The organism is Aciduricibacillus chroicocephali (genome assembly GCF_030762805.1).
Taxonomy (GTDB): Bacteria; Bacillota; Bacilli; order Bacillales; family Amphibacillaceae; genus Aciduricibacillus; species Aciduricibacillus chroicocephali.
The window spans coordinates 478,812-505,000 of record NZ_CP129113.1; the positions used below are offsets into that span (position 1 = coordinate 478,812).

The following is a 26,189-nucleotide window of genomic DNA, read 5'->3' on the forward strand; positions in this document are numbered from 1 at the left end:
TAGATAGAGAGGAGGAAAAGATTTAACGGAGGATGATGAAATGCAGAAAACGGCAAGTATGCTTTTGACAAAGGAGAATTTCTATGAAGATTCATTGCCAGAGTGGGTCCGCAATGAATTCAGTACATTTGATTCAATAATAACGCAGTCGGATTTCCCCTGTACGTTTGGAATGTCTGGACATAAAAGGGGAGAACTGCGCTATTCCTATATTACACATGATGACTGGTCTCATCTCCCTGAAACAATGAAGGAATTTAATGAGCTGTTTGAAAATCAGGAACGCTTGATTCGCCATGGCTTTTTCTTGTTTGTCGAACCCGAAGGAGAAGTACGTACGCTGGAGTATTATCGAAAATATTTTTGGGATGTGTTGCAATACTTGCATAATCAGGATGAAGAGGCATGGCCGGAAGCCTATCCGAAAGATCCTGATCATCATCTATGGTCTTTTTCATTTGCTGGAGAGCCTTATTTCGCCTTTGGGAATGCCCCATGTTATAAACAGCGTAAAACGCGTGATCTCGGCAATTCGCTTATTATCGGTTTTCAGCCACGCCGTATTTTTGAAGGTTTAGACGGTTCAACCAAAGTAGGAGCCAAATCTCGAGAAAGTGTACGTAAACGTGTTGAAAAATGGGATCAGTTGCCGAAGCATCCAAACATCAGTCACTATGGAGATGTAAACCATAGAGAATGGAAGCAATATTTTATAGGGGATGATATTGAACCAATCAAAGGGAAATGTCCATTCAGTCCGAAGTAATAAAAAAGAAGCGAGGATTGCTCCTCGCTTCTTTTATGCTTTATTGACTTTTATGCTTTTTGTGGAAGCCACCTGCAATATCGGCTTTTTTGAATTCCCTTGCATAGCGAACTTCCTGGCAACTGGACAATTGCTGATTTTCTACTGGCTGGTATTTCGTGTTTCCACGCATAAATAAAAACCCTCCTCAGAAAAGTTAAATTGTCTTTATTAGTTTACCCGTTCTTTAATTGTTGAAACGTTATAAGTTGATTTGTATTTAGTTTCGGGTAGAAGTTAAAACAGGAGGTGAGGATAATGGAAAGTGTTAAAAGATTTTTCTTTCGTATGCGGGAAAGTTTTTGGTTTCTTCCTGTTATATATGGTCTGGCAGCTATCTTTTCAATTATCTTTATAAAATTACTTGATACGGCCATCATACACAACTGGGAAAAATCGATTCCAGCAGTTTTTTTGACAAGTGCTGATATTTCGAAAGAGCTCTACTCTGCGTTGACAACAGCAATTCTTACAATGACAACAATAAGCTTTTCGACAATCATGGTAGTCCTGACAACGTATTCGACGCAATTTTCTCCACGTACATTACAGGATTTTATGAGGTCCAAATCAACCCACCATGTACTGGGTGTCTATACATTCGGCTTCTTGTTCGCACTATTTAATCTGTTGTTAGTCGGAAAGGAAGACCAGTTTTTAAGGCCGGTCTTTATGGTAATTACAGCAATTTGCGGATTGGCTTTATTTATATATTTCATTCATATGACTTCGAAACAAATCCGAGTCAATTCATTGATTGAAGAAATTCGCAAAGATGGGACTAGGCTGATTTGTGGTACGTATAAGGAAAAGAACTATATTGAGGCAAGCAGCTGGAAGCAATCTGAATTGGAGAGAATAACTCGGGAAAAACGGGAAACAATCTATGCTGAGGAAGCGGGCTATGTGCAGAATATAGATTGGAAAGAGTTGTTCCGTTGGGCTGAAAAGGAAGATGTTATTCTTGAATCTCATGTTCAGGCCGGCGGTTATATCCTACAACAAGCTCCTCTCATCAGTATTATTGGTCTTGGTGAGCCGACTGATAAGAAAAAACGGCTCGATAAATTGCTCCGTTTCATAACAATTGGTTCGGAACGTAGCGATGTCCAGGATATTGAGTTCATGATTGAGAAGATTGTAGAGATCGCTCTACGTGCAATTTCACCTGCAGTGAATGACCCACATACTGCGATTAATTGTATTAATCGGCTTGGTTCCTTGCTCGTTGAGTTAGGAAAGCATAATAAAGAAACACGTTACTTGGCAAATAAAGAAGATAAATTACGTGTCATCCGGCCTACAATCACATTTCCAAAATACTTGTATCGCTGTTTCTATCAGATCAAACATTATGGACGTGAAGATGTGTCTGTTCTCTATGGCCTTCTTGACACACTTGCCAAGGTTGCCTTTGTAAGCGAAAGTGATATTAGGCGTCATATATGGAATTACCATTATGAAGTGCTTGACGTATTTGACTGGCAGACGTTGTCTAATCAGGACTACCTTCATATGCAGGAGGCATATGAGCGTCTCGTTGAACATTGCGAAAAAAGATGAAGCTGGAGCCTTATCCAGACTGATTGTTATGTAGAAGTAATGAATTTGCTTATAATAGTAATAGCGGTATAATCCTTAAGGACAAGCCCTGCTTTTGACAAGCAAGATTCCACAACGAGGTGAGAATAATGGAAACAATTCAAACAAGAGAACAGTTTGAAGAAGTGATTAAATCGGATACACCGGTTATTGTGAAAGTATTTGCAGACTGGTGCCCGGATTGCAAACGTCTCGATATGTTCATTCCAGAAATTATTGAGGAATATGGGAATTATAAATGGTATCAGGCGAATAGCGATGAGATTGCCGGCCTTGCGGAAGACTATGAAGTGATGGGAATACCAAGTATTCTTATTTTCCAGGACGGTGAGAAGAAGGCACACCAGCACAGCGCCTTTACAAAAACACCAGAATCAGTTCGGGAATTCCTTCAGCAGCAGCTCGGTTAATACGGGAAAGCAGCGGATCAAATTCGATCCGCTGCTTTTTAATTAACAATATTATATTTGAAACTGGTACCGAAATTCAGTTTCGTATTTGCGAGAGGATTGTCTTTTCCGAGCAATTGTTCATAATATTGCCGGTCAATTTCGGGAACGGTAATATGAGAGATTCTTTGTTGATTCAAATCTATATCTGAGCCTGGTAGCTTTTCACCCCATTCTATGAAGAAGGGGAGCGGATGATTAGAATCGGATACAGTAAATAGCATCTGCCACTCCAGGGTGCTTCCGTCAGACAGGGATCGGCTTCCGGGGACAGGGCCTATTACCGAATGTCCGAATTGAATAAGATCAGATTTCAGTACATCTATTTGGTCTGTTCGGAACGCTAGTTGTACTATATTTTCCAAACCGGCGTTGAGTGCTTTTACAACGTTTTGGATTAGTGGATTTTCGGATTCTTGGGCAATGGAATTATCGAAGATGCCAATCCATTCTAAATAGCAATCATTGTTAAAGTGGCACAACCAATTCCATGTTCCCCAGTTTTGGTGTTTACCGCCTTGAACAGCAACGACTTGATGTTTCTTAGCAAATTCTTGTGCTGCTTTTTTGGGGTTGGCGGAGGTAATCACGATATGATCAAGTGCAATCATCGCTATTCTCCTTATGTTTTTTAGGAGCAGTATATCACAATGATGAAATTTTGAACTAAATTTTGGTATTGTTGAAATTTGTCGTTTACTATATTGTAAATAGGGTAAAAACCTATATTGAAAATATAGCTTTTATGAGGGGTCAGCGAGATGAACAGAGAAAAAGTAACAATTTATGTGAGTGATAAAAGCCAAACATGTAAAAAAGTGATTGATCAGCTAAAAAGCTGGGATATTCCTTTTCAATTGAAAAATATAACGCAGGAACCGGGATACCGTAAAGAACTTCAACGTAAGGGTATTTACAGTACACCGGCAACATTCATTGACGGTATTGAAAAAGGTATTCTTGGCTTCCAAAAACGAAAAATGCAAGTCGCATTGGAAGTACAAAAGTTGAAGCGCCGTGGTGAGATTTCATTTCTGCTTGGGAACCAGTAAGTGCGGCACCGACCATTCCTTCTCTGCATAAGTTGCAGTAAAGAGGATTAGGGAGGAGGTCAGGCCATGCTCAATCGCAGAAGCTTTCGACAGCAGCCTTTTTATAAAAATGGGCAAATGCCTTTGGGATACGGGGATGCTAGCCAGATGCCAACCGAGATGTCACCAGTTGCGAGACAAACGCCTTACGATTATTTCAGAAAGCCGGCTCAGCCGGAGAACCTGCTTGGCAGAGCACCTGTACAAAACCCCAATCAACAGACGTCCGGTCTTATGTCCTACTTTCAGAATGAAGACGGTGAATTCGACATGGACAAATTCTTTGCGACTACAGGTCAGGTAACGAATCTTTTTCAACGTGTAGCTCCTCTTGTTATGCGTCTTACGTCTGTTCTCAAAGGTTGAACTATATGGAAAACATAATTAGGGCATTGGACGGACAACAGCCAGACTGGCTGTTGTCTTTTGTTATGGCTATGCATAAATAGATCAATAAATGCACAAATAATCTTTATGTAATGTTGAATTTGGGGAGGTGATGAGATGCCGGGCTGCCTGCTGATTCACGGATATACCGGAAGTCCTGCTGAGCTTGAACCGCTAATTATTCATTTGCAAAAGAATACAGATTGGGAGCTGCTCGTGCCGGTGCTGCCAGGTCATGGAGAAGAAATAAATTTGCGGTATGCGGATGGTAAGGAATGGATAGATACCGCCGAGAAAGCACTTCAGTCTCTTAAAGAAAGGCATCAGACGGTACACATTATCGGTTTCTCGATGGGGGGGCTGATCGCTGCAATTCTCGCTGCTCGTCATAAGATTGGGAAGCTTGTACTTCTTGCGGCAGCGGGAAAATTTCTTCCTCCGCGCCGACTGACTGCTGATTTGTTTGGTTTTTTCAGGGCCTATATGAAAGGCCGTTTGAAAGAAGATCGCTACTACAATGTGCTGTTGAAAAAAACTAAGGCGCTGACATGGCGCGCCAATATGGAGTTTCTGCAACTTGTTCAATATGGTCGCAAAAGTCTTGCTGAAATTAAAGTTCCAGTCCTTATTATGCAAGGAATGCGAGATGGTCTTGTACCGTACAAGACAGCTCATTTTCTTGAAAAGATGATCGGTGCTAGTGAGAAGGAAACAATCCTGTTCGAACGTTCACGTCATTTCATATGTCTTGGAGAGGAACGAGAGGCCGTAAACAGGATTGTACTTGAATTTCTCCAGAGAGAATGAATAAGCCATGCAGAAAATTCCGGAGAACCGAGAATATCTGTATGGCTTATTTTTTTGATATGGTAACTTTCGGTTTGCGTGCTGTACTCATTATGAACAGGAAGAGACCAAACAGAATGATTGCTCCACCCAAGAGCTGGGTGCCTGGAACTCGTTCATGCAAAATAATGAAGGCCAGGATGACAGATCCAGCGGGCTCGAATATAAGGCTCGTCTGAACAGACGAAGCTTGCAGCCACTTTAATGCCCAGTTGAATAGCGTATAACCAAGGAAAGTCGGCAGAAGTGCAAGCGTGATCATTGAAAGCCAGTCCGCTCCCTGATAGCCGGTAAATGCAGTGCCTGTTGCCATATTGGCCGCTGCCAAAACAACTGCTCCTCCTGCATAAACGTAAAATGTATACGATGTCAGGCTGAGATACATGCGGACTTTTTGACCAATCATAAAGTAAAAAGCGAGCGAAAGCATGCTGCCGAGTGCAAGACAATCACCGTAGAAGTCTGAGCCGCCGAGCCGATAGTCGCCGACAAGGATGATAAGTATGCCAATAAAAGCGATAATCATACTAATCCCCGCGCCTGCTGAAAATTTCTCGCGAGATAGAATCCCACCCATCAGCAGAATGGCAATTGGCTGCAGCGCAACGAGGACGGCAGAACTGGCAACAGTCGTGTGATGCAATGATTCATAAAACAATGTCAGATGGAGCGCGAGCAGGATGCTGCTTGTGGCGAGCAGGAGCCAGCTGGCCAAATTAAGGCGCTTCCATTCATTCCTTTTTGCAATCAAAATGAAAGGGAGAAGAATAATGGCTGCAAATAAAAGACGATAATTGGCAATAATAGATGCAGGGACTCCATCCGCCAATTTTACAAGAACAGCTGTGAACGAAACGGCTATTACACCAATTGCAACAGCGAGCTTTGGATTAAAAGGCGGAAAACGCATAGGACACCTCCATGAGAGCATACAAATACAGTACTCATTTAACTCAATATTACCATGCTATTAGAAATAATACACGGCAGGAACAAGTGCAGGGACAAATAAATACACATTACTGGTAATAACTACTGCAACTGTGTTATGATGTTATAGTTATCATACTGTATGCGGGATCTCTTTTTGAGGCACCCTTCAGAGAGTTGGAGGAAGCCCTGGCATGCTTTAAGAGACATGACAGCGAAAGTAAATCGTCCAGAGGAAGTTTCACTGGGCTGATTAAACATGTGCCCACAGGCAGATTTCAGTAAGCATGACCGGACTTGACGGTACATGACTTGATGTTGAACATATAATATTCCCTCTTAAAGTATCATCCTGATAACTTTCTCCATATTGATTGAACAAATCTGAACATAGGATTCAGATAAAAAAGGAGTAGAAAATTCATTGGCTAAATTTAATGAACTTGGTATTTCGGATTCCGTCATGCAAGCGTTGGAAAAAATGGGCTTTGAAGAAGCAACACCAATCCAGACGGAAACAATTCCCTATGCACTTGAAGGTAACGATGTAATTGGACAAGCACAGACAGGTACTGGTAAGACTGCAGCATTCGGTATCCCGATGATTGAAAAACTCGAGGCCGGTTTCCGCAAAATCCAGGCAATTGTTGTTGCCCCTACACGTGAACTTGCAATTCAGGTTGCAGAAGAGCTTAACAGACTTGGCCGCTTCAAAGGTATACGTGCCCTTTCTGTTTATGGCGGTGCGAACATGGACCGTCAGATTCGTTCTCTAAAAGACGGCCCACAGATCGTAGTTGCCACACCTGGACGACTTCTCGATCACTTGCGTCGTAAAACGATTCGTACTGACAATGTTAAATTTGCAGTCCTTGATGAAGCAGATGAAATGCTGAACATGGGCTTCATTGATGATATCCGTGATATCTTGAAGGCGATTCCTGAAGAGCGCCAAACTTTGCTCTTCTCAGCAACAATGCCTAAAGAAATTCGCGAAATTGCAACTACTTTGATGAACAACCCGAAAGAAGTCAAAGTAAAAGCGAAAGAAGTTACAGTTGAGAACATCGACCAGTCCTTCATTGAAATCCCTGAGAAGTTCAAGTTCGATACGCTTACGAACCACATTGATATTAATTCACCAGATCTAGCAATTATCTTCAGTCGTACGAAGCGACGTGTTGATGAAATTACTGAAGGATTGCAAGCACGCGGTTTCCGTGCTGAAGGTATCCACGGTGACTTGACACAGGGCAAGCGTATGAGCGTTCTTAACAAGTTCAAAAGCGGCCGTGTGGATGTACTTGTTGCGACAGACGTTGCTGCACGCGGTCTTGATATCTCTGGTGTTACACATGTATACAACTTTGATATTCCACAGGATCCAGAAAGCTATGTACACCGCATCGGACGTACGGGCCGTGCTGGACGTACAGGTGAAGCGATTTCCTTCGTTACACCACGTGAAATCCCGCATCTTCGTCTAATCGAAAAGGTGACGAAGAGCAAGATGAAGCGTCTTGCTCCACCAACGAACAAAGATGCACAAAAAGGACAACAGCAAGTGACAATTTCTAAATTGGAAAGAATCATTGCTGAGCAGGATCTTACTGCATACCATGAAGTTGCTAATGAATTGCTTGAAGAGCATGATTCTTTGACAGTTCTTTCTGCAGCACTTAAGATGCTGACAAAAGAGCGCAAAGATATTCCAGTCCGTATTTCTTCCATTCAGCCAATTAGTGTCAAAGGTCCACGTAATAATGACCGCAGACGCAGTGGCGGCGGACGCCAAGGCGGCTATAGTGGTGGTGGAGGTAAACGCTTCTACGGCCAGCGCAGTGGTGGCGGTCAAGGTTCCCGCAACCGTAAAGGCGGATACCAGAGCCGACGTAATAACGACTAATACCAATGTAAAAAAGCCCGGAAAGCTGACTAAGTCAGTTCCGGGCTTTTTTGTACATAATTACATCCAGCTGAACAAAATAATGACGAGCAAAACTGCGATGACAATCCATAGGATGCGGTTATTATCCTGCTTACCATGTCTATATGCATTATGTTCTTTTTCCGCATATTGTACTTCCACTACATCGCCATAACGATTTGACTGGCGGTGCTGATAGAACGGACGAATTCGTTGTAGAAATAATGGCGAAAGGGCAAATCCGCCAATTGCACCAAAAAGATGAGCTTGCATATGAATGCCAGTCTGTATAAATGTCATGGCGACACCAAGTATGAAAAATACCCAAACAATTTGAGCGCTGCCATGATCAATCATTTGCTTTCGGAAAAGGATCATATAAATATAAACTCCGAACAATCCATAAATTGCACCGGAAGCACCAAGATGCAGGAAAGTCGCTTCAGGAGCAAGCAAATAGCTGCCGAGGTTGCCAATAATGCCAGCTCCGAGATAGATAAGAAGGAATTTTGTCCGACCAATCATTCGCTCCAATGCTGGGCCGAATAGGACAAGTGAGAAGCTATTGAATGCGACATGAGATAATCCGGCATGAAGGAAGGTAGAGGTGAACAGGCGCCAGTAATTACCTTCATGAATTGCTAAGTTCTGACCAACTCCCCAATAATAAATCTGGTTATAAATTGGAAGGTGGAGCACACTCATAAGCCATAATATAAGATAGATGCCAACGAGCGCAGATACAGCTGGATACAGCCGGACAAATTCCTTAATGCTTCTTTCATTTCGTATGAACATGGACAAAGCTCCTATCTTAATTGAAAATCGATTATATAGGGAAATGGAAAATCAAAAGATGAATTTTGGACTATCAATATATAATAATCAATTTGTTGTCTGATGACCAATCTTTTACCGACGGCAGAAAGGAGAAATAACAGAATGATCAAAGGAATCGGGATGGACCTTACAGAAATATCCAGAATTGAACGAAGCATTTCGAAAAGCGAACGGCTTGCAGAACGTGTACTGACCGCTAAGGAACTGCAGCTTTACAGAGAAATGGAGCCGAAGCGCAGACTGGAATTTCTTGCTGGGCGATTTGCGGCTAAAGAAGCTTTCGCAAAAGCAGCTGGGACAGGTATTGGCAAAGCAGTCGGTTTTCAAGATATCGAAATTCTTCCGGAAGATTTCGGAGCACCAAAAATTTATGCAGCAGGTTATGAACGGGAACGTATCTTTGTTTCTATCACACATACAGAGCACTATGCAGCTGCTCAAGTCGTTATCGAAGAACCTGTCTAGGAAGGACGGGCATATTGAATAAGGTTGTCTCATATATTTTAATGCGGTCAGGAGGGAACGACATGTATATTGTCACCGCACAGGAGATGTACGATATTGAAAGACATGCAATTGGAGAAGTCGGGATTCCATCGGTAGTACTGATGGAAACGGCTGGCAGGAGCATCGCTAGTGAAATTGTCCCTCAATTAAAGGGACCAGAGCAGATCATGGTAGCGATTGGAGCCGGGAATAATGGTGGAGATGGTTGGGTCATTGCCCGAGTATTGTTGGAAAAGGGATATCAAGCTATAGCGGTTCAGACAGTTCCCGATGCCAAAATAAAAGGGGATGCGCTTCTTAATAAGCAGATCTTCGAGAAAGTTGGCGGGCATGTCGAGTATGCGACGACTCAAGGGGATTTTAAGGCGAAGATGCGAAAGGCAGACATCATTATTGATGCAATCCTAGGCATTGGTACCCGAGGGGATGTACGTGAACCATACAAAGGCTTCATCAATTCGATAAATGAATCTTGTGCAACAGTCATTTCGGTAGATATACCGTCCGGGATTGAAGCATCAGAAGGAGCGACTGGCAAAGATGCTGTACAGGCTGACCAGACATATATGCTTGGAGCAGCTAAGCTAAGTGCCTTTCTCCCGAAAACAGCTCCGTATTTTGGAGAATGGCAGTTGCTTGATATCGGATTGCCCCGAATCTCTTTTGAAAGTCGTGTGAATCGCAAACTGACAACAATAGCTGATGTAAGGAAGACTTTACAGAAGCGCAATCCTTTTGCGCATAAAGGCACATACGGCAAAGGGCTAATTGTTGGAGGCAGCGAGTTCATGCCAGGTTCTGTAACGATGACTGTCATGGCGGCACTCAGGACAGGAGCAGGTTTATGTACTGTTGCAACAGAAAAAGCTGCTATTCCGTCCATCGCAGCGAATTGCCTTGAAGCGATGTATAAAGATCGCGCTGGAATCCCTGAAATGGATCTGTCTGACTTTGATGGCATTGCAATGGGGCCTGGGATGGGACAGGATAAAACGGCTGGTGAACTTGTAAACAATCTGTTCCGCGGTGCTGAATGTCCGCTTGTCATTGACGCAGATGCACTTCAACATGCCAAGGAAATGCTCCATGCCGGTGTGCGAAAAGGCAGAGCAACTTTGCTGACTCCTCATCCTGGAGAAATGGCAAGACTGCTTGATATCGAGATTGGTGAACTTCTCGCAAATCCCTTTTCATACAGTGCAAGATTTGCCGAACAGACCGGTTCCTATGTCCTCTTAAAAGGTAAGCATACAATCGTTACAGCGCCAGATGGCAGACAGTCTGTAAATAATACAGGCAATGCTGGACTTGCTAAAGGGGGCACAGGCGATGTACTGACAGGCATTGTACTTGCTCTTGCAATGCAACAGGACGATCCGTTTGAAGCTCTGCGTTGCGCTTGCCATATCCATGGACTCTCTGCAGATATTCAAGTTGAATCTGCACATTCCGAGCATGACCTGCTTGCGACCGATGTCGTGAAAGGCATCGGAGCGGTTTATCGAAAGCTCCTGTAGCGGTTTTCCCAGACGATTCTAAGTTCCCTTTGTCCGGATTTTGGAAATGGATCATGCAGTGAATTGGATAATTGCAGCACAATTCATTCCTGAAAATGAGGAAGAGGGGATTTGTGATGAGAAAAAAACATATGCTTTCATTTGCTATTTTGTTAGGTATGCTCGTACTTTTTCTTGCTGGTTGCGGCGAGAAATCTAAGGAAGATGTCGTCAAGAAGCTGGACAGTCAAGTGTCTGGTCTGAAGGGATATAAATCCAAAGCCGAAATGAAGATGAATACTGGAGAATCCCCGCAGAAATATGATTTAGACGTATGGTATAAAGAAAAAGAACATTACCGAGTTTCGCTTGCTAATGTAGATGACGAAAAAGGCAATCAGATTATCTTGAAAAACGCAGATGGTGTTTTTGTCGTCACACCTGCTCTTAACAAAAGCTTCAAGTTCCAGTCTGACTGGCCTGAATCAAGCAGTCAGCCATACCTGTACCAGTCACTTGTCCAAGATGTGAAAAAGGACAAGGACGCGGAATTCAAGACGACTGAAAAACACTATATTTTTATAACAAAAACCAATTATCAGAGCAACAGCAACTTGCCTTATCAGGAAATTCGCTTTAACAAGAAGAACTTCACTCCTGAACTTGTCCGTGTTCTGGACAAAGACAAAAAGGCACTAGTGGAAGTCAGCTTCAGTGAATTCAAGCTGGATCCTAGCTTTAAAGCTGAAGACTTTGCACTCGATCAGCAGAAGAAAAGCGGTTCATCTGCCAAGACGGCTTCAGCTGAAGTGAAAACACTCTCAGTCGCCTACCCTGTAGAGACTTCAGGGGCGGCTCTTTCTGAGAAGAAAGAAATTGAACTAGAAAATGGCAAACGTGTCATTTTGACATACAGTGGCGATAAAGAATTCACGCTTGTCCAGGAGAACGCCGGAGCTGTATCTGCAATGACAGAACCGAAGGAACTCAAAGGCGATATTGTCAATCTGGGCCATACGCTGGCCGCTCTTAATGGCAGTACGATTGAATGGAGTCAGGGAGGCGTCGACTACAAACTAGCCAGTGATGCATTGACAAAAGAAGAACTCATCAATGTTGCAAAATCTGTGCACGGTACAAACTCTAAATAAGCTTCAATCAGGACGGCCTTTCGCTATAAGCGGGGCCTGCTTTTTTTTGCCCTAACTTGACAGTGTAATTCCAAGCGTTCAAAATTAATAGAAAAAGATAACTGTTAAAATCGCTGCATCAGGCATCGGGGAGGAAGTAACATTGAATAGCGGCCAATATAGACCAAGTTGGGCAGAAATCGATCTCGCAAGCATCAAGTATAATATCCACCAGATTAAGGAAACATTAAAGGAAGAGAATAAAATCATGGCAGTCGTAAAGGCGAATGGCTATGGGCACGGAGCGGTTCAAGTAGCGAAAGCGGCAATTGAGGCAGGAGCGGAAGCAATTGCTGTTGCCCTATTGGAAGAAGCTATGCAGCTTCGCAAGGCAGGTATTGAAGTGCCGGTTCTCGTGCTTGGAAGGGTCATGCCTGAGTTTGCCCCTATAGCGTCAGAGAATAACATCGCATTGACAGTTTTCCAGATAGACTGGATTGCGGAAGCTGAACGTTATTTGGATAAGGCGAGTGATACGCGACTGGATATTCATCTCGAACTCGATACAGGAATGAATCGGACAGGAATCAAAAATGAAACAGATCTCAATGCTTTTTTGCAGGCATTAACAGATTGCAGACGCATATATTTATCAGGAGTGTATACGCACTTTGCCACAGCGGATGAGGAGCAGACCGATTATTATATGAGACAGATTGATGATTTTCGCAAGTTTGCGGACATCATCAAAAAAGTGTGGCCTTCAACCGTTTCTTGGCATACGAGCAACAGTGCCGCGTCCATGCATTATCCTCATGATGCAGCGGATTATGTAAGATTTGGAGTCTCCATGTATGGCCTGTATCCATCTCCTTATCTTGCTGAACAGGCGCCAATCGAGCTTAAACCTGCTTTTTCACTGCACAGCCGTCTTGTTGAAGTGAAACAGATTAACAAGGGTGATGCAGTAAGCTATGGAAGAACTTATGAAGCTGAGGGCGAAGAATGGATCGGTACAGTTCCAATCGGATATGCAGATGGCTGGCTCCGCAGGCTGCAAGGTGCAGAAGTACTCATCAATGGAAAAAGAATGCCAATTGTCGGCCGGATTTGTATGGATCAGTTCATGGTCAAACTTGATAGGGAATATCAAGTCGGTGAAAAGGTGACTTTAATCGGCAAACAGGGGCAGGATGAGATTACGATGCAGGAGACGGCGGATCTCCTCGAAACCATCGTTTATGAGGTTCCATGTATCATCAGCAGCAGAGTACCAAGATTGTATATTTAGAAAAAGAGGCGTCAGCGCGACAAAAAAAGTGGTATTTTGCTAAAAAAGCCAAGAAGCCTTTGCAATGGCCTCCATTCAATGATATTATGAACTTGGAATAATTCGATACCGGATCATTTAATTAAAGTAATATCATATGAAGTGTGAATTGCGGAGGTGTTCGGTTTGTCAGAAGGCTTGCAGGAAGTACGAGTCAAATTGCCAAAAAACTTGTTGAACGAGGTGGATGGATTGATGAGACAAGAAAACAGTGACCTAAGTGAATTCATCTATCAGGCTGCTAAGAGCTACTTGCAGCATAAAAGAGACGAGCATATTCAGCAATTCCGCGAATCCATGCGACTTGGCTACCTGGAGATGGCTCGTATCAATCTGACAATTGCTTCAGAAGCTTTTCAAGCAGAAGAAGAAGCTGAAAACACTTCGGAGCGCGCCGTGATCGGGGTGTAATGATTTGATTGTCCAACGAGGCGAAGTTTATTTCGCTGACCTGTCCCCTGTAGTTGGATCGGAACAGGGAGGCGTGCGTCCAGTACTGATTTTACAAAACGACATTGGCAACCGTTTCAGCCCTACTGTCATTGTGGCGGCGATTACGGCCCAAATCCAGAAGGCGAAGCTCCCTACACATGTGGAGATAGATGCCAAGCGTTACGGCTTTGATCGCGATTCCGTTATTTTGCTTGAACAGATCCGTACTCTTGACAAGCAAAGACTTACAGATCGTATTACAAAGCTTGATGGCGAGATGATGAAGAAAATAGAACGTGCACTGGAAATCAGTCTTGGACTGAAAGATATGTATGACAATCATTAAGGGACTTCTGTTGAGTACAGGGGTTCCTTTTTCGTTCTTCTCCTCTATACCCGTTGCACATGCATACAAACATGAAGAAGCGGGCTATTATATTCATTAATAATAAACAATGTCATTGAAAATATATGAAGTATAGTTAAATTGTTTTTTGGTGTATGTTTTTGTTGCTAATGCATTGTATGCTACAATCAACTTATGGAGATTTTGATTTTGCAATTATCTTAAGGTCATGCAACAATATATATATTAATGTCAGGAATGTAACGGAGGAAATTATGAACCAGAGAATTAGAGACGTTCTAATTGAGCACAGCGATTCGATTGTCGAAACCTGGCTTAATGTGATGGGCCAAAATAGAGAGGATCATTATACTGCCATTTCCGAAGATTTGTATGAACTGACAAACCGGGAATTTGCCAATGTTATTTTTGCGAATATAAACGGAGATAAAACGACTCGTATCTTTGAAGAGTTTTCCGAGAGAGTCATTAATCTGGGGTGGCCACTCGGATATATAACCGATGGCTTAAGCGCTTACAGACGTGTTTCAATTGACTACATCATTAGCTTGGAGACTTCACAGAATGCAAAGGTGAATTCTAATATTGCAGCTGAGATTGATGAATGGGTTACACCTATTATCCGTCATCTTGTAAACAGTTATACAGGGAACTGGGAGAATATTGTATCGTTACAGAGAGTCGCTCTTCAGGAGCTTTCAGCGCCACTTATTCCAGTCATCGATCAGATCACTGTTATGCCTCTAATTGGCACGATAGACACGGAGCGGGCGAAGCTGATCATGGAGAATCTCCTTGACGGTGTGATTCGTCACAATGCTGAAGTGGTGCTCATTGATATTACAGGTGTGCCTGTTGTAGATACGATGGTGGCACATCATATTATTCAGGCTGCAGAAGCAGTGCGATTGATCGGTTCAACTTGCATTCTTGTAGGCATTCGTCCGGAAATTGCCCAGACTATCGTCAATCTCGGTATTGATCTTGGCAAGTTTTCAACTAAGAGTTCATTGCGTAAAGGCTTCCTTGCTGCGCTTGAGCTTACAGACCGAAAAATCACTGATCTCAAAGAAACAGAAGAAAGTATTGGAAAAATTATTGATTCCATAGGCAAGGAGTGAACGAGATGCGAATTCCAATTTTGAAACTGCACAACTATTTGCTTGTTTCCATCCAGACAGAAATCGACGACAACACGGCGATTCAGTTTCAGGAAGATTTGTTGAACAAAATTCACAAAAGCGGATCCTCAGGTGTCGTCATTGATCTGACCTCAGTTGAGATTATTGACTCCTATATTGCCAAAGTACTTGGAGATGTCGTCACTATGTCCGATCTAATGGGAGCAAAGGTTGTCCTTACAGGCATCCAGCCTGCTGTTGCGATGACACTGATCGATTTGGGCATTCATTTGAGAAATGTACCGACAGCACTTGATCTGGAGCAGGGGCTTATTAAATTGCAACAGGAATTGGGGGAATAACCTATGTCCCTCCAATCCTGCATCAATATTATGAAAGAGCTGGATATCGTCGGAGCTCGCCAATTAGGCCGGGATATGACGAAGGAAATCGGATTCGGCATTGTCGACCAGGCAAGAGTGACGACAGCCATTTCCGAACTGGCTCGCAATATCTACCTATACGCAGATCAAGGACGAATCTGCTGTGAAGCAATTGAGAATATGGGGAAATGTGGTATTAAGCTGACGGCTGTGGATCAAGGCCCAGGCATTGAAGATATTGGGAAAGTGATGCAAGATGGCTACTCAACATCTGGAGGACTTGGCGCAGGATTGCCAGGCGTTAAACGCCTTATGGATGAATTCGATCTAGTATCAGAGAGAGGTAAAGGCACCTCTATTACAGCAATTAAATGGCTTAGATAATACGCATTGTGTAGGCAGTACATAATGTAGCGAAAGGTGTGCATGCTGACAGTCCCGCGTGTGCACCTTTTCCATTTATAAGGGAAGTAAGTTAAATCTTTGGGGGTGTCCAGGACATGAATGAATCGGCAATTGAAGCAGTTGAGGCTTATAAAAACCTGCTGCAAAATTATATACGTACAAAAGACGAAAAATATCTGTATAGAGCCGAACAGGTAAGTAAGAAGTTCATTAAAAATCAAATTCTTCCGGAAGAAATTGTGAACTTTCATAATCAGGCCCTGGACGAGATCTTTCCTGAAATTCCTGAGGAATTCAAAGATTCCATGTCGTTTTTGCTGGAAACGATGATTGGCTATGGGCTGGCTCATCAGGAATTCCAGGCGTTACGGGATGAACAGCTTACACTGAAATCCGAGATTTCAGTAGCGGCCAGTATGCAGGAGACTTTGCTTGCAACAGTGAAGCCAGAAGCAGAAGGGCTTGATATAGGCGTTATCTCAGTTCCTGCACATCAAATGAATGGTGACTATCACCATTTCATAAAAGGCAAGGACGGATCACTTGGGATTGCCGTTGCGGATGTGGTTGGAAAGGGTGTGCCGGCAGCGCTGAGTATGTCCATGATCAAATACGCTGTTGACAGTTTCCCTGAGACGATGATGAAACCTAAAGATATTCTTGCCAACCTGAACAGGGTTGTAGAGCGTAACGTAGACCCGAGTATGTTTATTACAATGTGCTATGCCCTTTATGAACCTAAAAGAAGTTCTTTCTGTTACTCTTCAGCTGGCCATGAGCCAGGTCTCTATTACAATGCAAAGACTGATTCATTTAGAGAATTGGAAACTAAAGGAATTGTTTTGGGGGTTGCTCCAGAAGTTAGCTATGAACAGTATGAATTGCAACTGGATAAAGGGGACATGCTAATTTTGCTCACTGACGGTGTCACAGAATGCAGGCAAGGTGAGCATTTCCTTGAGATAGATGAAGTTCTTGATGTAATTAGGAAATATAAGCATCTGCCAGCACAGGAGACAGTCAATCAAGTGTTCAAACACTTTGAACGTTTGCAGAGTTTCCAATTAAGGGATGATTTCACTCTAATTATTTTACGTAAAGATGTTTAGTATTTGTATGGCGGGGAATAAGACGATGTAGCAATAAATCGTCAACTTGCAGTACATACAAATACTTGCATAATATAGATGAAAAACAAGATCGAGAATAGGAGGAACAATTATGAATTTGCAAATAGATATTGAAAAAGAAACTGATTTGACAACTGTATATCTCTCCGGTGAGATTGATATTTATACTGCACCACAGTTAAAGGAACAAATGGTTCGCCTTTTGGAAGAGCCGGGAGTGACAGTAGAAGTCGACCTTGAAGATGTTGGTTATATGGACAGTACAGGCATTGGTACATTTGTCAACGCTTTGAAAGTATCGAATATGAACGGCAGCCATTTGCGACTTGTGAACATGCAAGATAGAGTATTGAGACTCTTCAGTATTACAGGACTTGATGAAATTATGGATATTAATGCAGCGATAAGAGGTGGACAGGAATAATGGAAAATTTCGATTTTATTGAAATGAAGTTCCCGGCGAAAGCCGAATATGTTGGCGTAGCACGCCTTAGTATCTCAGGGGTTGCAAGCCGCATGGGTTTTTCTTTCGAAGATATTGAAGATTTAAAAGTTGCAATGTCCGAAGCGGTAACGAATGTGGTGGAACACGCATATGAAGGAGATCATCCGGGAGAATTCACTATCGGATTTGGTGTATATGAAGACAGACTCGAAATCATGGTGGCAGACCATGGCGGCAGCTTCGATCTTCAGAATATCAAGGGTGCAATCGGGCCATATAAGGCAACAGAATCTGTAGACAAGATGCGCGAGGGTGGTTTTGGTCTCTTCTTGATTAATGCTTTGATGGACAAGGTCGAAATTAATAATAATTACGGGGTTATCGTTTTGATGACCAAGTATTTGAACGAGTCTGAGGTGGGGTTTGATGACCAATTCTCAAAGACCCAATAAAGGTAAAGATCAGGTATATGAATGGATTGAATACTTGCATGAAGATCCGAAGAATGAGGAATATCAAGAAAAAGTAGTCCTTGCCTATAAAGACCTTGTTGACTCTCTTGCCAGAAAATATTCAAAGAACTCAAGCATACATGAGGATCTCGTTCAAATCGGAATGATCGGGCTACTTGCTGCAGTCCGCCGATACGATGCCTCCTATGGAAAATCTTTTGAGTCATTCGCCATACCTACAATCATTGGAGAAATTAAACGATTTATTCGGGACAAAACTTGGAGCGTTCATGTACCGCGACGCATTAAGGAACTTGGCCCAAAAATTAAAAAAGCAGTGGATGAGTTGACAACTGAAAATCAAAAGTCTCCATCCGTTCAGGAAATAGCTGATTATCTTGACGTTTCCGAAGAGGAAATACTTGAAACGATGGAAATGAGCAAGAGCTATAAGGCATTGTCTGTTGACCGCAAGATTGAAGCAGATTCAGATGGCAGTACTGTGGCCATTCTTGATTTGATCGGCAATCAGGACAAAGGTTATGAAAACATTGATCAGAAGATGATTCTCGAAAATATAATGCATGTGCTTACAGAGCGAGAGCAAAAGATTTTGCAATGTACATATTTTGAGAATATGAGCCAAAAAGAAACTGGAGATTTACTTGGGATATCGCAAATGCATGTATCAAGACTGCAACGCCGTTCCTTGAGAAAGTTGCGTGAAGCGATTCAGTCGGAAAGTTCGGAGGTTCTGGATTGAGCAAAGTGCAGACAGCTGTTTTCCAAAAACCAAAAAAGGGCAATTATATTTGTGGTGACAGCTATTTCTTTGAGGAAACAGATGATGGTTATATCTGTGCTATTGCTGATGGACTTGGCAGTGGGGAGATGGCCAAAGAATCATCACAAGTGGCGATTAATGTCATAAAGGATGCAGCCAATGATCCTCCAGAAAAGATCCTCCGGGATATCAATTTGGCGCTCGCTGGTAAAAGAGGAGTAGTCATCGGTGTGCTGAAGCTTGATTATACGAATGGCATTTTTTCTTTTCTATCCGTAGGGAATATAGGCCTTGTCGCAATTAACGCAGAACATCGCAAAATACGCCATATCAGCAATGCCGGTTACTTGGCTGGCTACCAGCGAACGTTCAAGTTTGAAGAGAAGAAGCTTGAACCGGAAATGAATTTTCTCCTTTTCTCAGATGGAGTTTCCGAGAGGGAATTATCTAAGGACTATATGGTAACGACCGATGTCCAGGATCTAATTACATTATATTCACATCTGAGCAGTGAAATTAAAACCGATGATACAACACTTATAGCTATACGCTATGAGGACGATGACTAGACAGACCGCAACCAATTTTGGATAAGCGTTCTGTCTAGTTTTTTGTTTTAGGCAGGAAAGAGAGTCTTTTGATAGAATATTAATTAGAGCAAAGAGGAGGAAGAAATAGTGCCCGATATTAATGAAAAAGTACTTACATGGACAGCAAAAGAGGCTGGCGTGTCTGATAAGATCGCGGAAAAAGTAATCAATCTTCTAGATGAAGGAAATACAGTTCCGTTTATCGCCCGTTATCGTAAAGAAATGACCGGCGGGTTGGATGAAGTCCAAATCAAGCTCATCCAGGATAAATGGATGTATGCTGTCAATCTATCGGAACGCAAGGAAGAAGTCATCCGGCTTATTGAAGAGCAGGGCAAACTAACGGCAGAACTAAAAAAGGACATCACATCAGCAGAACAGCTGCAGCGTGTTGAAGACTTATATAGGCCTTACAAACAGAAACGAAGAACGAGAGCGACTATCGCTAAAGAAAAAGGACTCGAACCGTTTGCAGAGCGTCTATGGGGACAAAAAGCGGAACTGAATTTATTGGAGGAAGCGAGAGATTACATCTCTGAAGAGAAAGAATTGCCGACAATTGAAGAAGTTCTTGCAGGTGTCAATGACATTATTGCGGAATGGATTGCTGACCATGCTGAATATAGAGAACTTTGCCGTGAAGAAACGTTCAAACAAGGCGTTATCATGACGAAAGCAAAAGACGAAGAGAAAGATGAAAAGCAAGTTTTTCAAATGTATTATGATTACAGTGAAGCTGTTCGTTCTATGGCATCTCATCGTGTCCTCGCTGTAAATCGTGGGGAAAAGGAAGGTATCCTGAAAGTAAGTATTGAGCCGCCTACTGAAAGGCTCATTGAAAAGCTTGCTCGTAAAGCAATCAAAAGGCATACAAGTGGGAAGGTACGTGAAATACTTGAACAGGCTATAGAGGATAGTTTTAAGCGTCTTTTACAGCCATCGGTCGAGCGAGAAATACGCCATACTTTGACGGAAAAGGCAGAACAGCAGGCAATTGAGGTTTTCTCAAAGAACTTGAACAGCCTTCTGCTTCAACCACCGCTTAAGGAGAGAAAGATACTTGGGGTGGATCCTGCATTTCGTACTGGCTGCAAGCTCGCTGTAATAGATGAAACAGGAAAAATGCTTGATATTAGCGTCATGTACCCAACTGCTCCGCGTAATGACATAAAGGGAGCTGAACAGGCAGTACTGAACTATGTGAAAAAGTACGACATTGAACTGATTGCTATTGGTAATGGAACGGCTTCACGGGAAACAGAACAGTTTATAGTAGAAGTGATTCAGCGTAATGAACTGAACATCCCATATATCATTGTAAATGAGGCAGGAGCAAGTGTATACTCAGCCTCTGCTCTAGCACGTGAAGAATTCCCGGATTTGCAAACCGAAGAACGGAGTGCGGTTTCTATTGCAAGACGTGTACAGGATCCGCTTGCCGAACTTGTAAAAATTGACCCGAAATCAATTGGAGTTGGCCAATATCAACATGATGTGAGTCAAAAATATCTTAACGAATCACTAGGGTTTGTTGTTGAAACAGCTGTAAATCAGGTTGGTGTTAACGTAAACACCGCTTCTGTTTCTTTACTGCAATATGTATCAGGACTAAGCAAAACAGTCGCAAAAAATATTATTATGAGAAGAGAAGAACTCGGAAAGCTGAGAAAGCGTAGTGAACTTAAGGATGTACCTCGACTCGGTGCAAAAACGTATGAACAGAGTATTGGTTTCCTAAGAATTATAGATGGAGACAATCCACTTGATCGTACGCCAATCCACCCAGAGACATATAAGCAGGCTGAAAAGCTTTTATCCTATGTAGACTGTGATTTAAAAGATATAGGGACGGCAAATCTTCGTGAACAGCTGCAAAGTATTAATGTTAATGAAATGGCTGAGAAGTTGGACATTGGTATTCCAACATTGAATGACATGATTTCAGCGTTAAGCAGACCTGAACGTGACCCTCGTGAAGATTATCCGCAACCGCTGCTTAAAACAAATGTTTTATCATTGGAAGATTTACAAAAAGGGATGGAACTGCAAGGAACTGTCCGTAATGTCGTTGACTTTGGTGTATTTGTCGATATCGGTGTGAAACAAGATGGGCTTGTACATATATCGAAACTTACAAATAAGTATGTAAAGCATCCTCTTGATGTTGTCTCAGTAGGAGACATTGTCACAGTCTGGGTTGAGGATTGTGATATAAAAAGGGGTAGAATCGCGTTATCGATGTTAGGACAGAAAGTAGAAGCATAGTTGGGAAAATAAATAAACCACTTCCATGGAGACGGAAGTGGTTTATTTATATTTAAAAGGGATATAACAAATAAGAGTATAAAAAAACAGATCCAGCTAAATGCTGGATCTGTTGTCATCATGTATTAGTAAGTAGCAGTTGCAGGAGCTTCTTGGATTGCTTCAGTCAAATCAATACCAAGTGCTTTTGCAACACCTTCACCGTATGCTGGATCTGCCTGGTGGCAGTGCAATACGTGACGCTGCATAATGTGCTTGTCCACACCAGCCATAGCGCGACCAGTGTTTTCGAACAATACTTGTTTCTGTTCATCGCTCATGAGGCGGAACAATTTACCAGGCTGTTCGAAGTAAAGATCGTCGTCTTCGCGAGCGTTCCAACGACCAGCATCGCCGAACAATTCCTGTTTTGGTTCCTCGTGCTGAGGAGTTGTCTGCCAGTTGCCGTAGCTGTTTGGAGAGTATCCAAGCTGGCTTCCGTTGTTGCCGTCAACACGCATTGCACCATCGCGGTGGAATACATGGTAAGGGCATTTAGGCTGGTTAACCGGGATTTGGTGATGGTTAACACCAAGACGGTAACGTGCAGCATCGCCATAAGCGAACAAACGGCCTTGAAGCATCTTGTCAGGAGAGAAACTTACACCTGGAACAAGGTTTGCAGGTGTGAAAGCAGCCTGCTCAACTTCAGCAAAGTAGTTTTCAGGGTTGCGGTTCAATTCGAATTCACCAACTTCGATAAGTGGGAACTGATCTTTGTACCAAACTTTAGTAAGATCGAACGGGTTGTAAGGCATGTTGTTCGCTTCTTCTTCAGTCATTACCTGAATGTACATCTTCCATTTAGGGAAGTTGCCGTTTTCGATATTATCGTAAAGGTCACGCTGATGGCTCTCGCGATCTGCGCCTACTACTTCAGCTGCATCAGCATCAGTAAGGTTTTCGATACCTTGCTGGGAACGGAAGTGGTATTTAACCCATACGCGTTCGTTGTCAGAATTGATCATGCTGAATGTATGGCTTCCGAAACCGTGCATGTGACGGTAAGTCTTAGGAAGACCACGGTCAGACATAACGATTGTTACCTGGTGCAAAGCTTCAGGAAGCTGAGTCCAGAAATCCCAGTTAGCGTTTGCATCACGCATGTTTGTGCGTGGGTTACGCTTAACAACGTGGTTCAAGTCTGGGAACAATAGTGGATCGCGGAAGAAGAATACAGGTGTGTTGTTACCAACGACATCCCAGTTACCTTCCTCAGTGTAGAAACGCAATGCGAAACCGCGGATATCGCGCTCAGCATCTGCTGCTCCACGTTCGCCAGCTACTGTGGAGAAACGAAGGAAGATATCAGTTTTCTTACCAATTTCAGAGAATAGTTTTGCTTTTGTATATTTAGTAATGTCATGAGTGACAGTGAATGTACCGTAAGCTCCTGAACCTTTAGCGTGCATACGACGCTCAGGGATTACTTCTCTGTCGAAATGTGCAAGCTTCTCCATGAACCAGAGATCTTGCAAAAGCATAGGGCCACGTGGACCTGCTGTCATGGAATCAGTGTTGTTTGTTACTGGGGCACCATTGGCCAAAGTGAAATTTCTTTCGTTACTCACGTATAAAACACCTCTCCTAGATAGAATTTTTACCGTGTGACTATCAGTATAATACATTATTAGAAAATTGCAATGGCTTATTTATAATTATTTTAAATTATGAATTGGGGAAAAGGATGTGGGTATGGTAAAATTATTCAATATATTTTTTGAGATAGAGGGACTATAAATGGAAATTCTGAGTGAAACTGAACTTCATGAACTAGTGAACAAGATTTCTTTGAAATATTTCTTTAAGCCTTATATAGATAGTGTCTGTTTCAATTCTCGTTTAAGAACAACAGGAGGGAGATACATTCCGGCCAGGAGACTTATAGAATTGAACCCAAAGTATCTTATTGAAGCTGACCGAGAGGAATTCATAGGAATTATTAAACACGAGTTGTGTCATTATCATCTACATATAGAAGGAAAAAAATTTGGACATGCCGACAAGTCTTTTAAAGAGTTGTTGAAGGCAACGGGTTCACCGAGATTTTGCAACCCGCTGCCTTCTCAATCAAGGAAAACATATATATACCTTTGTACAAAGTGCAACATGGAATATAAGAGGAAGCGAAGAGTAGATATCAATAGATTTTCTTGTGGGAGATGCCGAGGGAAACTAGAATTGATAAAAGATCTGAGGGACTCTTAATATCCATTGGAAATAGTGGAGGAGTTCCTGGCAGGGTATTAACAATTAACTTCAACCCAAGCCTTTATAAGCTGAAGGGTTCCAAGTATGAGACTATACCATATCCAAATTGAGTCGACATTCTCTATATATTATAGGAAGAGATTGATCAAAAATAAGGTTTCGAAGATTTATTTCGAAAAGTTGTTGACTTACTTTATGCTTGTATGATAAATTATTTATTGTCGCTGAGGCAAACAGCTTTGACAGATGCAAAAAAGTTGAAAAAGTTATTGACATTAAGTTTTGAATGCTGTATAGTTAATAACGTTGCTGATGACAACAAATTAAAAACATTCCACAGTAGCTCAGTGGTAGAGCAATCGGCTGTTAACCGATCGGTCGTAGGTTCGAATCCTACCTGTGGAGCCATTCGGGGAAGTACTCAAGAGGCTGAAGAGGCGCCCCTGCTAAGGGTGTAGGTCGCGTAAGCGGCGCGAGGGTTCAAATCCCTCCTTCTCCGCCATTATATAATGGCCCGTTGGTCAAGCGGTTAAGACACCGCCCTTTCACGGCGGTAACACGGGTTCGAATCCCGTACGGGTCACTTTTATCTTACTTTAAAGTTCATACGGTCCGGTAGTTCAGTTGGTTAGAATGCCTGCCTGTCACGCAGGAGGTCGCGGGTTCGAGTCCCGTCCGGACCGCCATTTTATTGGGCTATAGCCAAGCGGTAAGGCAACGGGTTTTGGTCCCGTCATTCCTAGGTTCGAATCCTAGTAGCCCAGCCATTTTTCAAAAAATTTAATTGAATTGAAGGTAATCTTCAATAATATGCGGCCGTGGCGGAATCGGCAGACGCGCTAGGTTGAGGGCCTAGTGGTGGCAACACCGTGGAGGTTCAAGTCCTCTCGGCCGCATCGCTAATTAAATGAGAAAAAAGATGCGCCCGTAGCTCAATTGGATAGAGCGTCTGACTACGGATCAGAAGGTTAGGGGTTCGACTCCTCTCGGGCGCGCTTTATTGCGGGAAGTAGCTCAGCTTGGTAGAGCACATGGTTTGGGACCATGGGGTCGCAGGTTCAAATCCTGTCTTCCCGACTGCCGAAAGGCTTCCGCGGGTGTAGTTTAGTGGTAAAACCTCAGCCTTCCAAGCTGATGTCGAGGGTTCGATTCCCTTCACCCGCTCCATAATTAATTTCAAGGGGCCTGTAGCTCAGCTGGTTAGAGCGCACGCCTGATAAGCGTGAGGTCGGTGGTTCGAGTCCACTCAGGCCCATCTCAACCTCTTGAAAAAAGATGTTGACAATAGTTGTACAAAGTAATACACTTTTAAAGTCGCTAAAGCAACGTATTCGTTCTTTGAAAACTGAACAAACAACCATTTATGTCAGTAAGAAACGGTATAACCGTTTAAGTTTTACTAGCTAAGACATCATCTTCGGATGATGTGAAACAAACTTTTTTGGAGAGTTTGATCTTGGCTCAGGACGAACGCTGGCGGCGTGCCTAATACATGCAAGTCGAGCGCGGGAAGCAGGCAGATCCCTTCGGGGTGATGCCTGTGGAACGAGCGGCGGACGGGTGAGTAACACGTGGGCAACCTGCCTGCAGGATCGGGATAACTCCGGGAAACCGGAGCTAATACCGGATAATACTTTCTTCTTCATGGAGGAAAGATGAAAGACGGTTTCGGCTGTCACCTGCAGATGGGCCCGCGGCGCATTAGCTAGTTGGTGAGGTAACGGCTCACCAAGGCAACGATGCGTAGCCGACCTGAGAGGGTGATCGGCCACACTGGGACTGAGACACGGCCCAGACTCCTACGGGAGGCAGCAGTAGGGAATCTTCCGCAATGGACGAAAGTCTGACGGAGCAACGCCGCGTGAGTGATGAAGGTTTTCGGATCGTAAAACTCTGTTGTAAGGGAAGAACAAGTACGATAGTAACTGATCGTACCTTGACGGTACCTTACCAGAAAGCCACGGCTAACTACGTGCCAGCAGCCGCGGTAATACGTAGGTGGCAAGCGTTGTCCGGAATTATTGGGCGTAAAGCGCGCGCAGGCGGTCCTTTAAGTCTGATGTGAAATCTTGCGGCTCAACCGTAAGCGGTCATTGGAAACTGGAGGACTTGAGTGCAGAAGAGGAGAGTGGAATTCCACGTGTAGCGGTGAAATGCGTAGAGATGTGGAGGAACACCAGTGGCGAAGGCGACTCTCTGGTCTGTAACTGACGCTGAGGCGCGAA

Annotated in this window: 28 protein-coding genes, 10 tRNA genes and 1 rRNA gene (1 of these 39 only partly in view); 34 read left to right on the plus strand and 5 right to left on the minus strand. The window is 43.1% G+C overall.

What is annotated here, in order from left to right; translation table 11 throughout:
• The first annotated feature begins 40 nt into the window (after positions 1 to 40).
• Positions 41 to 766, plus strand: coding sequence for a YqcI/YcgG family protein (locus QR721_RS02520; protein ID WP_348028877.1), 726 nt, complete (start codon positions 41 to 43; stop codon positions 764 to 766).
• A gap of 40 nt (positions 767 to 806) precedes the next feature.
• On the opposite strand, the gene QR721_RS02525 is transcribed toward QR721_RS02520, so the two are convergent.
• Positions 807 to 938, minus strand: a complete 132-nt coding sequence (locus QR721_RS02525; RefSeq protein ID WP_348028879.1) for a YfhE family protein — start codon at positions 936 to 938, stop codon at positions 807 to 809.
• A gap of 125 nt (positions 939 to 1,063) precedes the next feature.
• Here QR721_RS02525 and QR721_RS02530 point away from each other — a divergent pair, with 125 nt between their 5' ends.
• Together QR721_RS02530 and QR721_RS02535 are read left to right on the plus strand one after the other, a co-directional pair.
• Positions 1,064 to 2,368 (plus strand): DUF2254 domain-containing protein, encoded by a 1,305-nt coding sequence (locus QR721_RS02530; RefSeq protein ID WP_348028881.1) that lies wholly within the window; start codon positions 1,064 to 1,066, stop codon positions 2,366 to 2,368.
• Positions 2,369 to 2,496: 128 nt separating this feature from the next.
• The gene (locus QR721_RS02535; protein WP_348028883.1) at positions 2,497 to 2,817 is read left to right on the plus strand and encodes a thioredoxin family protein; all 321 of its coding nucleotides are present in this window, start codon (positions 2,497 to 2,499) and stop codon (positions 2,815 to 2,817) included.
• Between the two features lie 38 nt (positions 2,818 to 2,855).
• Here QR721_RS02535 and QR721_RS02540 read toward each other — a convergent pair whose 3' ends face one another.
• The gene (locus tag QR721_RS02540) at positions 2,856 to 3,467 is read right to left on the minus strand and encodes a VOC family protein (protein ID WP_348028885.1); all 612 of its coding nucleotides are present in this window, start codon (positions 3,465 to 3,467) and stop codon (positions 2,856 to 2,858) included.
• Between the two features lie 150 nt (positions 3,468 to 3,617).
• On the opposite strand from QR721_RS02540, the gene QR721_RS02545 reads away from it, so the two are divergent.
• From QR721_RS02545 to QR721_RS02555, 3 genes are all read left to right on the plus strand, one after another.
• Positions 3,618 to 3,908 carry a glutaredoxin family protein gene (locus tag QR721_RS02545; RefSeq protein ID WP_348028887.1) on the plus strand — a complete coding sequence of 97 codons (291 nt, stop codon included), beginning with the start codon at positions 3,618 to 3,620 and terminating at the stop codon, positions 3,906 to 3,908.
• 66 nt (positions 3,909 to 3,974) lie between these two features.
• Positions 3,975 to 4,313, plus strand: a complete 339-nt coding sequence (locus QR721_RS02550; protein ID WP_348028889.1) for a YppG family protein — start codon at positions 3,975 to 3,977, stop codon at positions 4,311 to 4,313.
• A gap of 138 nt (positions 4,314 to 4,451) precedes the next feature.
• Positions 4,452 to 5,141 (plus strand): alpha/beta hydrolase, encoded by a 690-nt coding sequence (locus QR721_RS02555; protein ID WP_348028891.1) that lies wholly within the window; start codon positions 4,452 to 4,454, stop codon positions 5,139 to 5,141.
• 46 nt (positions 5,142 to 5,187) lie between these two features.
• Here the strand turns inward: QR721_RS02555 and QR721_RS02560 are convergent, their stop codons facing one another.
• On the minus strand, positions 5,188 to 6,090 hold the full coding sequence (locus tag QR721_RS02560; protein ID WP_348028893.1) for a DMT family transporter: 903 nt from the start codon (positions 6,088 to 6,090) through the stop codon (positions 5,188 to 5,190).
• A 444-nt stretch (positions 6,091 to 6,534) separates the two neighbouring features.
• Here QR721_RS02560 and cshA point away from each other — a divergent pair, with 444 nt between their 5' ends.
• The gene (gene cshA / locus QR721_RS02565) at positions 6,535 to 8,016 is read left to right on the plus strand and encodes a degradosome RNA helicase CshA (RefSeq protein WP_348028895.1); all 1,482 of its coding nucleotides are present in this window, start codon (positions 6,535 to 6,537) and stop codon (positions 8,014 to 8,016) included.
• Positions 8,017 to 8,076: 60 nt separating this feature from the next.
• Here cshA and QR721_RS02570 read toward each other — a convergent pair whose 3' ends face one another.
• Positions 8,077 to 8,835, minus strand: a complete 759-nt coding sequence (locus QR721_RS02570; protein WP_348028897.1) for a rhomboid family intramembrane serine protease — start codon at positions 8,833 to 8,835, stop codon at positions 8,077 to 8,079.
• A 144-nt stretch (positions 8,836 to 8,979) separates the two neighbouring features.
• On the opposite strand from QR721_RS02570, the gene acpS reads away from it, so the two are divergent.
• The 15 genes from acpS to QR721_RS02645 all read left to right on the plus strand — a co-directional run bounded on the left by acpS (position 8,980) and on the right by QR721_RS02645 (position 21,714).
• Entirely contained in the window at positions 8,980 to 9,342 is a 363-nt protein-coding gene (gene acpS, locus QR721_RS02575; protein ID WP_348028899.1) for a holo-ACP synthase, read from the plus strand.
• 62 nt (positions 9,343 to 9,404) lie between these two features.
• On the plus strand, positions 9,405 to 10,901 hold the full coding sequence (locus QR721_RS02580) for an NAD(P)H-hydrate dehydratase (RefSeq protein ID WP_348028901.1): 1,497 nt from the start codon (positions 9,405 to 9,407) through the stop codon (positions 10,899 to 10,901).
• A 116-nt stretch (positions 10,902 to 11,017) separates the two neighbouring features.
• Complete coding sequence (locus QR721_RS02585) at positions 11,018 to 12,031, plus strand: LolA family protein (RefSeq protein WP_348028903.1); 1,014 nt, start codon at positions 11,018 to 11,020, stop codon at positions 12,029 to 12,031.
• Positions 12,032 to 12,173: 142 nt separating this feature from the next.
• On the plus strand, positions 12,174 to 13,301 hold the full coding sequence (alr, locus tag QR721_RS02590; protein ID WP_348028908.1) for an alanine racemase: 1,128 nt from the start codon (positions 12,174 to 12,176) through the stop codon (positions 13,299 to 13,301).
• Positions 13,302 to 13,466: 165 nt separating this feature from the next.
• Entirely contained in the window at positions 13,467 to 13,751 is a 285-nt protein-coding gene (locus QR721_RS02595) for a CopG family ribbon-helix-helix protein (protein ID WP_348028910.1), read from the plus strand.
• Positions 13,752 to 13,755: 4 nt separating this feature from the next.
• Positions 13,756 to 14,118, plus strand: coding sequence for a type II toxin-antitoxin system PemK/MazF family toxin (locus tag QR721_RS02600; RefSeq protein ID WP_348028912.1), 363 nt, complete (start codon positions 13,756 to 13,758; stop codon positions 14,116 to 14,118).
• Between the two features lie 275 nt (positions 14,119 to 14,393).
• Positions 14,394 to 15,260 (plus strand): STAS domain-containing protein, encoded by an 867-nt coding sequence (locus QR721_RS02605; RefSeq protein WP_348028914.1) that lies wholly within the window; start codon positions 14,394 to 14,396, stop codon positions 15,258 to 15,260.
• Positions 15,261 to 15,265: 5 nt separating this feature from the next.
• Positions 15,266 to 15,622 (plus strand): STAS domain-containing protein, encoded by a 357-nt coding sequence (locus QR721_RS02610; protein WP_348028916.1) that lies wholly within the window; start codon positions 15,266 to 15,268, stop codon positions 15,620 to 15,622.
• A gap of 3 nt (positions 15,623 to 15,625) precedes the next feature.
• Entirely contained in the window at positions 15,626 to 16,027 is a 402-nt protein-coding gene (locus tag QR721_RS02615; protein ID WP_348028918.1) for an anti-sigma regulatory factor, read from the plus strand.
• 116 nt (positions 16,028 to 16,143) lie between these two features.
• Positions 16,144 to 17,157 carry a PP2C family protein-serine/threonine phosphatase gene (locus QR721_RS02620; protein ID WP_348028920.1) on the plus strand — a complete coding sequence of 338 codons (1,014 nt, stop codon included), beginning with the start codon at positions 16,144 to 16,146 and terminating at the stop codon, positions 17,155 to 17,157.
• Positions 17,158 to 17,269: 112 nt separating this feature from the next.
• Complete coding sequence (locus tag QR721_RS02625) at positions 17,270 to 17,602, plus strand: STAS domain-containing protein (protein ID WP_348028922.1); 333 nt, start codon at positions 17,270 to 17,272, stop codon at positions 17,600 to 17,602.
• Positions 17,602 to 18,075: an anti-sigma B factor RsbW gene (gene rsbW / locus QR721_RS02630; protein ID WP_348028924.1), complete on the plus strand. Its 474-nt coding sequence runs from the start codon at positions 17,602 to 17,604 to the stop codon at positions 18,073 to 18,075. Before QR721_RS02625 ends, rsbW begins: the two co-directional genes overlap by 1 nt.
• Complete coding sequence (sigB, locus tag QR721_RS02635; protein ID WP_348028926.1) at positions 18,047 to 18,838, plus strand: RNA polymerase sigma factor SigB; 792 nt, start codon at positions 18,047 to 18,049, stop codon at positions 18,836 to 18,838. Before rsbW ends, sigB begins: the two co-directional genes overlap by 29 nt.
• A gap of 5 nt (positions 18,839 to 18,843) precedes the next feature.
• Entirely contained in the window at positions 18,844 to 19,428 is a 585-nt protein-coding gene (locus QR721_RS02640; protein ID WP_348029768.1) for a SpoIIE family protein phosphatase, read from the plus strand.
• Between the two features lie 108 nt (positions 19,429 to 19,536).
• On the plus strand, positions 19,537 to 21,714 hold the full coding sequence (locus tag QR721_RS02645; protein WP_431189511.1) for a Tex family protein: 2,178 nt from the start codon (positions 19,537 to 19,539) through the stop codon (positions 21,712 to 21,714).
• 125 nt (positions 21,715 to 21,839) lie between these two features.
• Here QR721_RS02645 and QR721_RS02650 read toward each other — a convergent pair whose 3' ends face one another.
• On the minus strand, positions 21,840 to 23,324 hold the full coding sequence (locus QR721_RS02650) for a catalase (RefSeq protein WP_348028928.1): 1,485 nt from the start codon (positions 23,322 to 23,324) through the stop codon (positions 21,840 to 21,842).
• Between the two features lie 169 nt (positions 23,325 to 23,493).
• On the opposite strand from QR721_RS02650, the gene QR721_RS02655 reads away from it, so the two are divergent.
• From QR721_RS02655 to QR721_RS02710, 12 genes are all read left to right on the plus strand, one after another.
• On the plus strand, positions 23,494 to 23,961 hold the full coding sequence (locus QR721_RS02655) for a SprT family protein (protein ID WP_348028930.1): 468 nt from the start codon (positions 23,494 to 23,496) through the stop codon (positions 23,959 to 23,961).
• A gap of 336 nt (positions 23,962 to 24,297) precedes the next feature.
• A tRNA-Asn gene (locus tag QR721_RS02660) sits at positions 24,298 to 24,372 on the plus strand.
• 3 nt (positions 24,373 to 24,375) lie between these two features.
• A tRNA-Ser gene (locus tag QR721_RS02665) sits at positions 24,376 to 24,466 on the plus strand.
• A 9-nt stretch (positions 24,467 to 24,475) separates the two neighbouring features.
• Positions 24,476 to 24,547, plus strand: a tRNA-Glu gene (locus QR721_RS02670).
• A gap of 26 nt (positions 24,548 to 24,573) precedes the next feature.
• A tRNA-Asp gene (locus tag QR721_RS02675) sits at positions 24,574 to 24,650 on the plus strand.
• Positions 24,651 to 24,656: 6 nt separating this feature from the next.
• Positions 24,657 to 24,731 (plus strand) — tRNA-Gln (locus tag QR721_RS02680).
• 45 nt (positions 24,732 to 24,776) lie between these two features.
• A tRNA-Leu gene (locus tag QR721_RS02685) sits at positions 24,777 to 24,860 on the plus strand.
• Positions 24,861 to 24,885: 25 nt separating this feature from the next.
• Positions 24,886 to 24,959 (plus strand) — tRNA-Arg (locus QR721_RS02690).
• 8 nt (positions 24,960 to 24,967) lie between these two features.
• Positions 24,968 to 25,041: transfer RNA gene (locus QR721_RS02695), tRNA-Pro, on the plus strand.
• Between the two features lie 16 nt (positions 25,042 to 25,057).
• Positions 25,058 to 25,131: transfer RNA gene (locus QR721_RS02700), tRNA-Gly, on the plus strand.
• A gap of 14 nt (positions 25,132 to 25,145) precedes the next feature.
• Positions 25,146 to 25,219: transfer RNA gene (locus QR721_RS02705), tRNA-Ile, on the plus strand.
• Positions 25,220 to 25,402: 183 nt separating this feature from the next.
• Positions 25,403 to 26,189 (plus strand): 16S ribosomal RNA (locus tag QR721_RS02710); it runs 776 nt beyond the window's last position.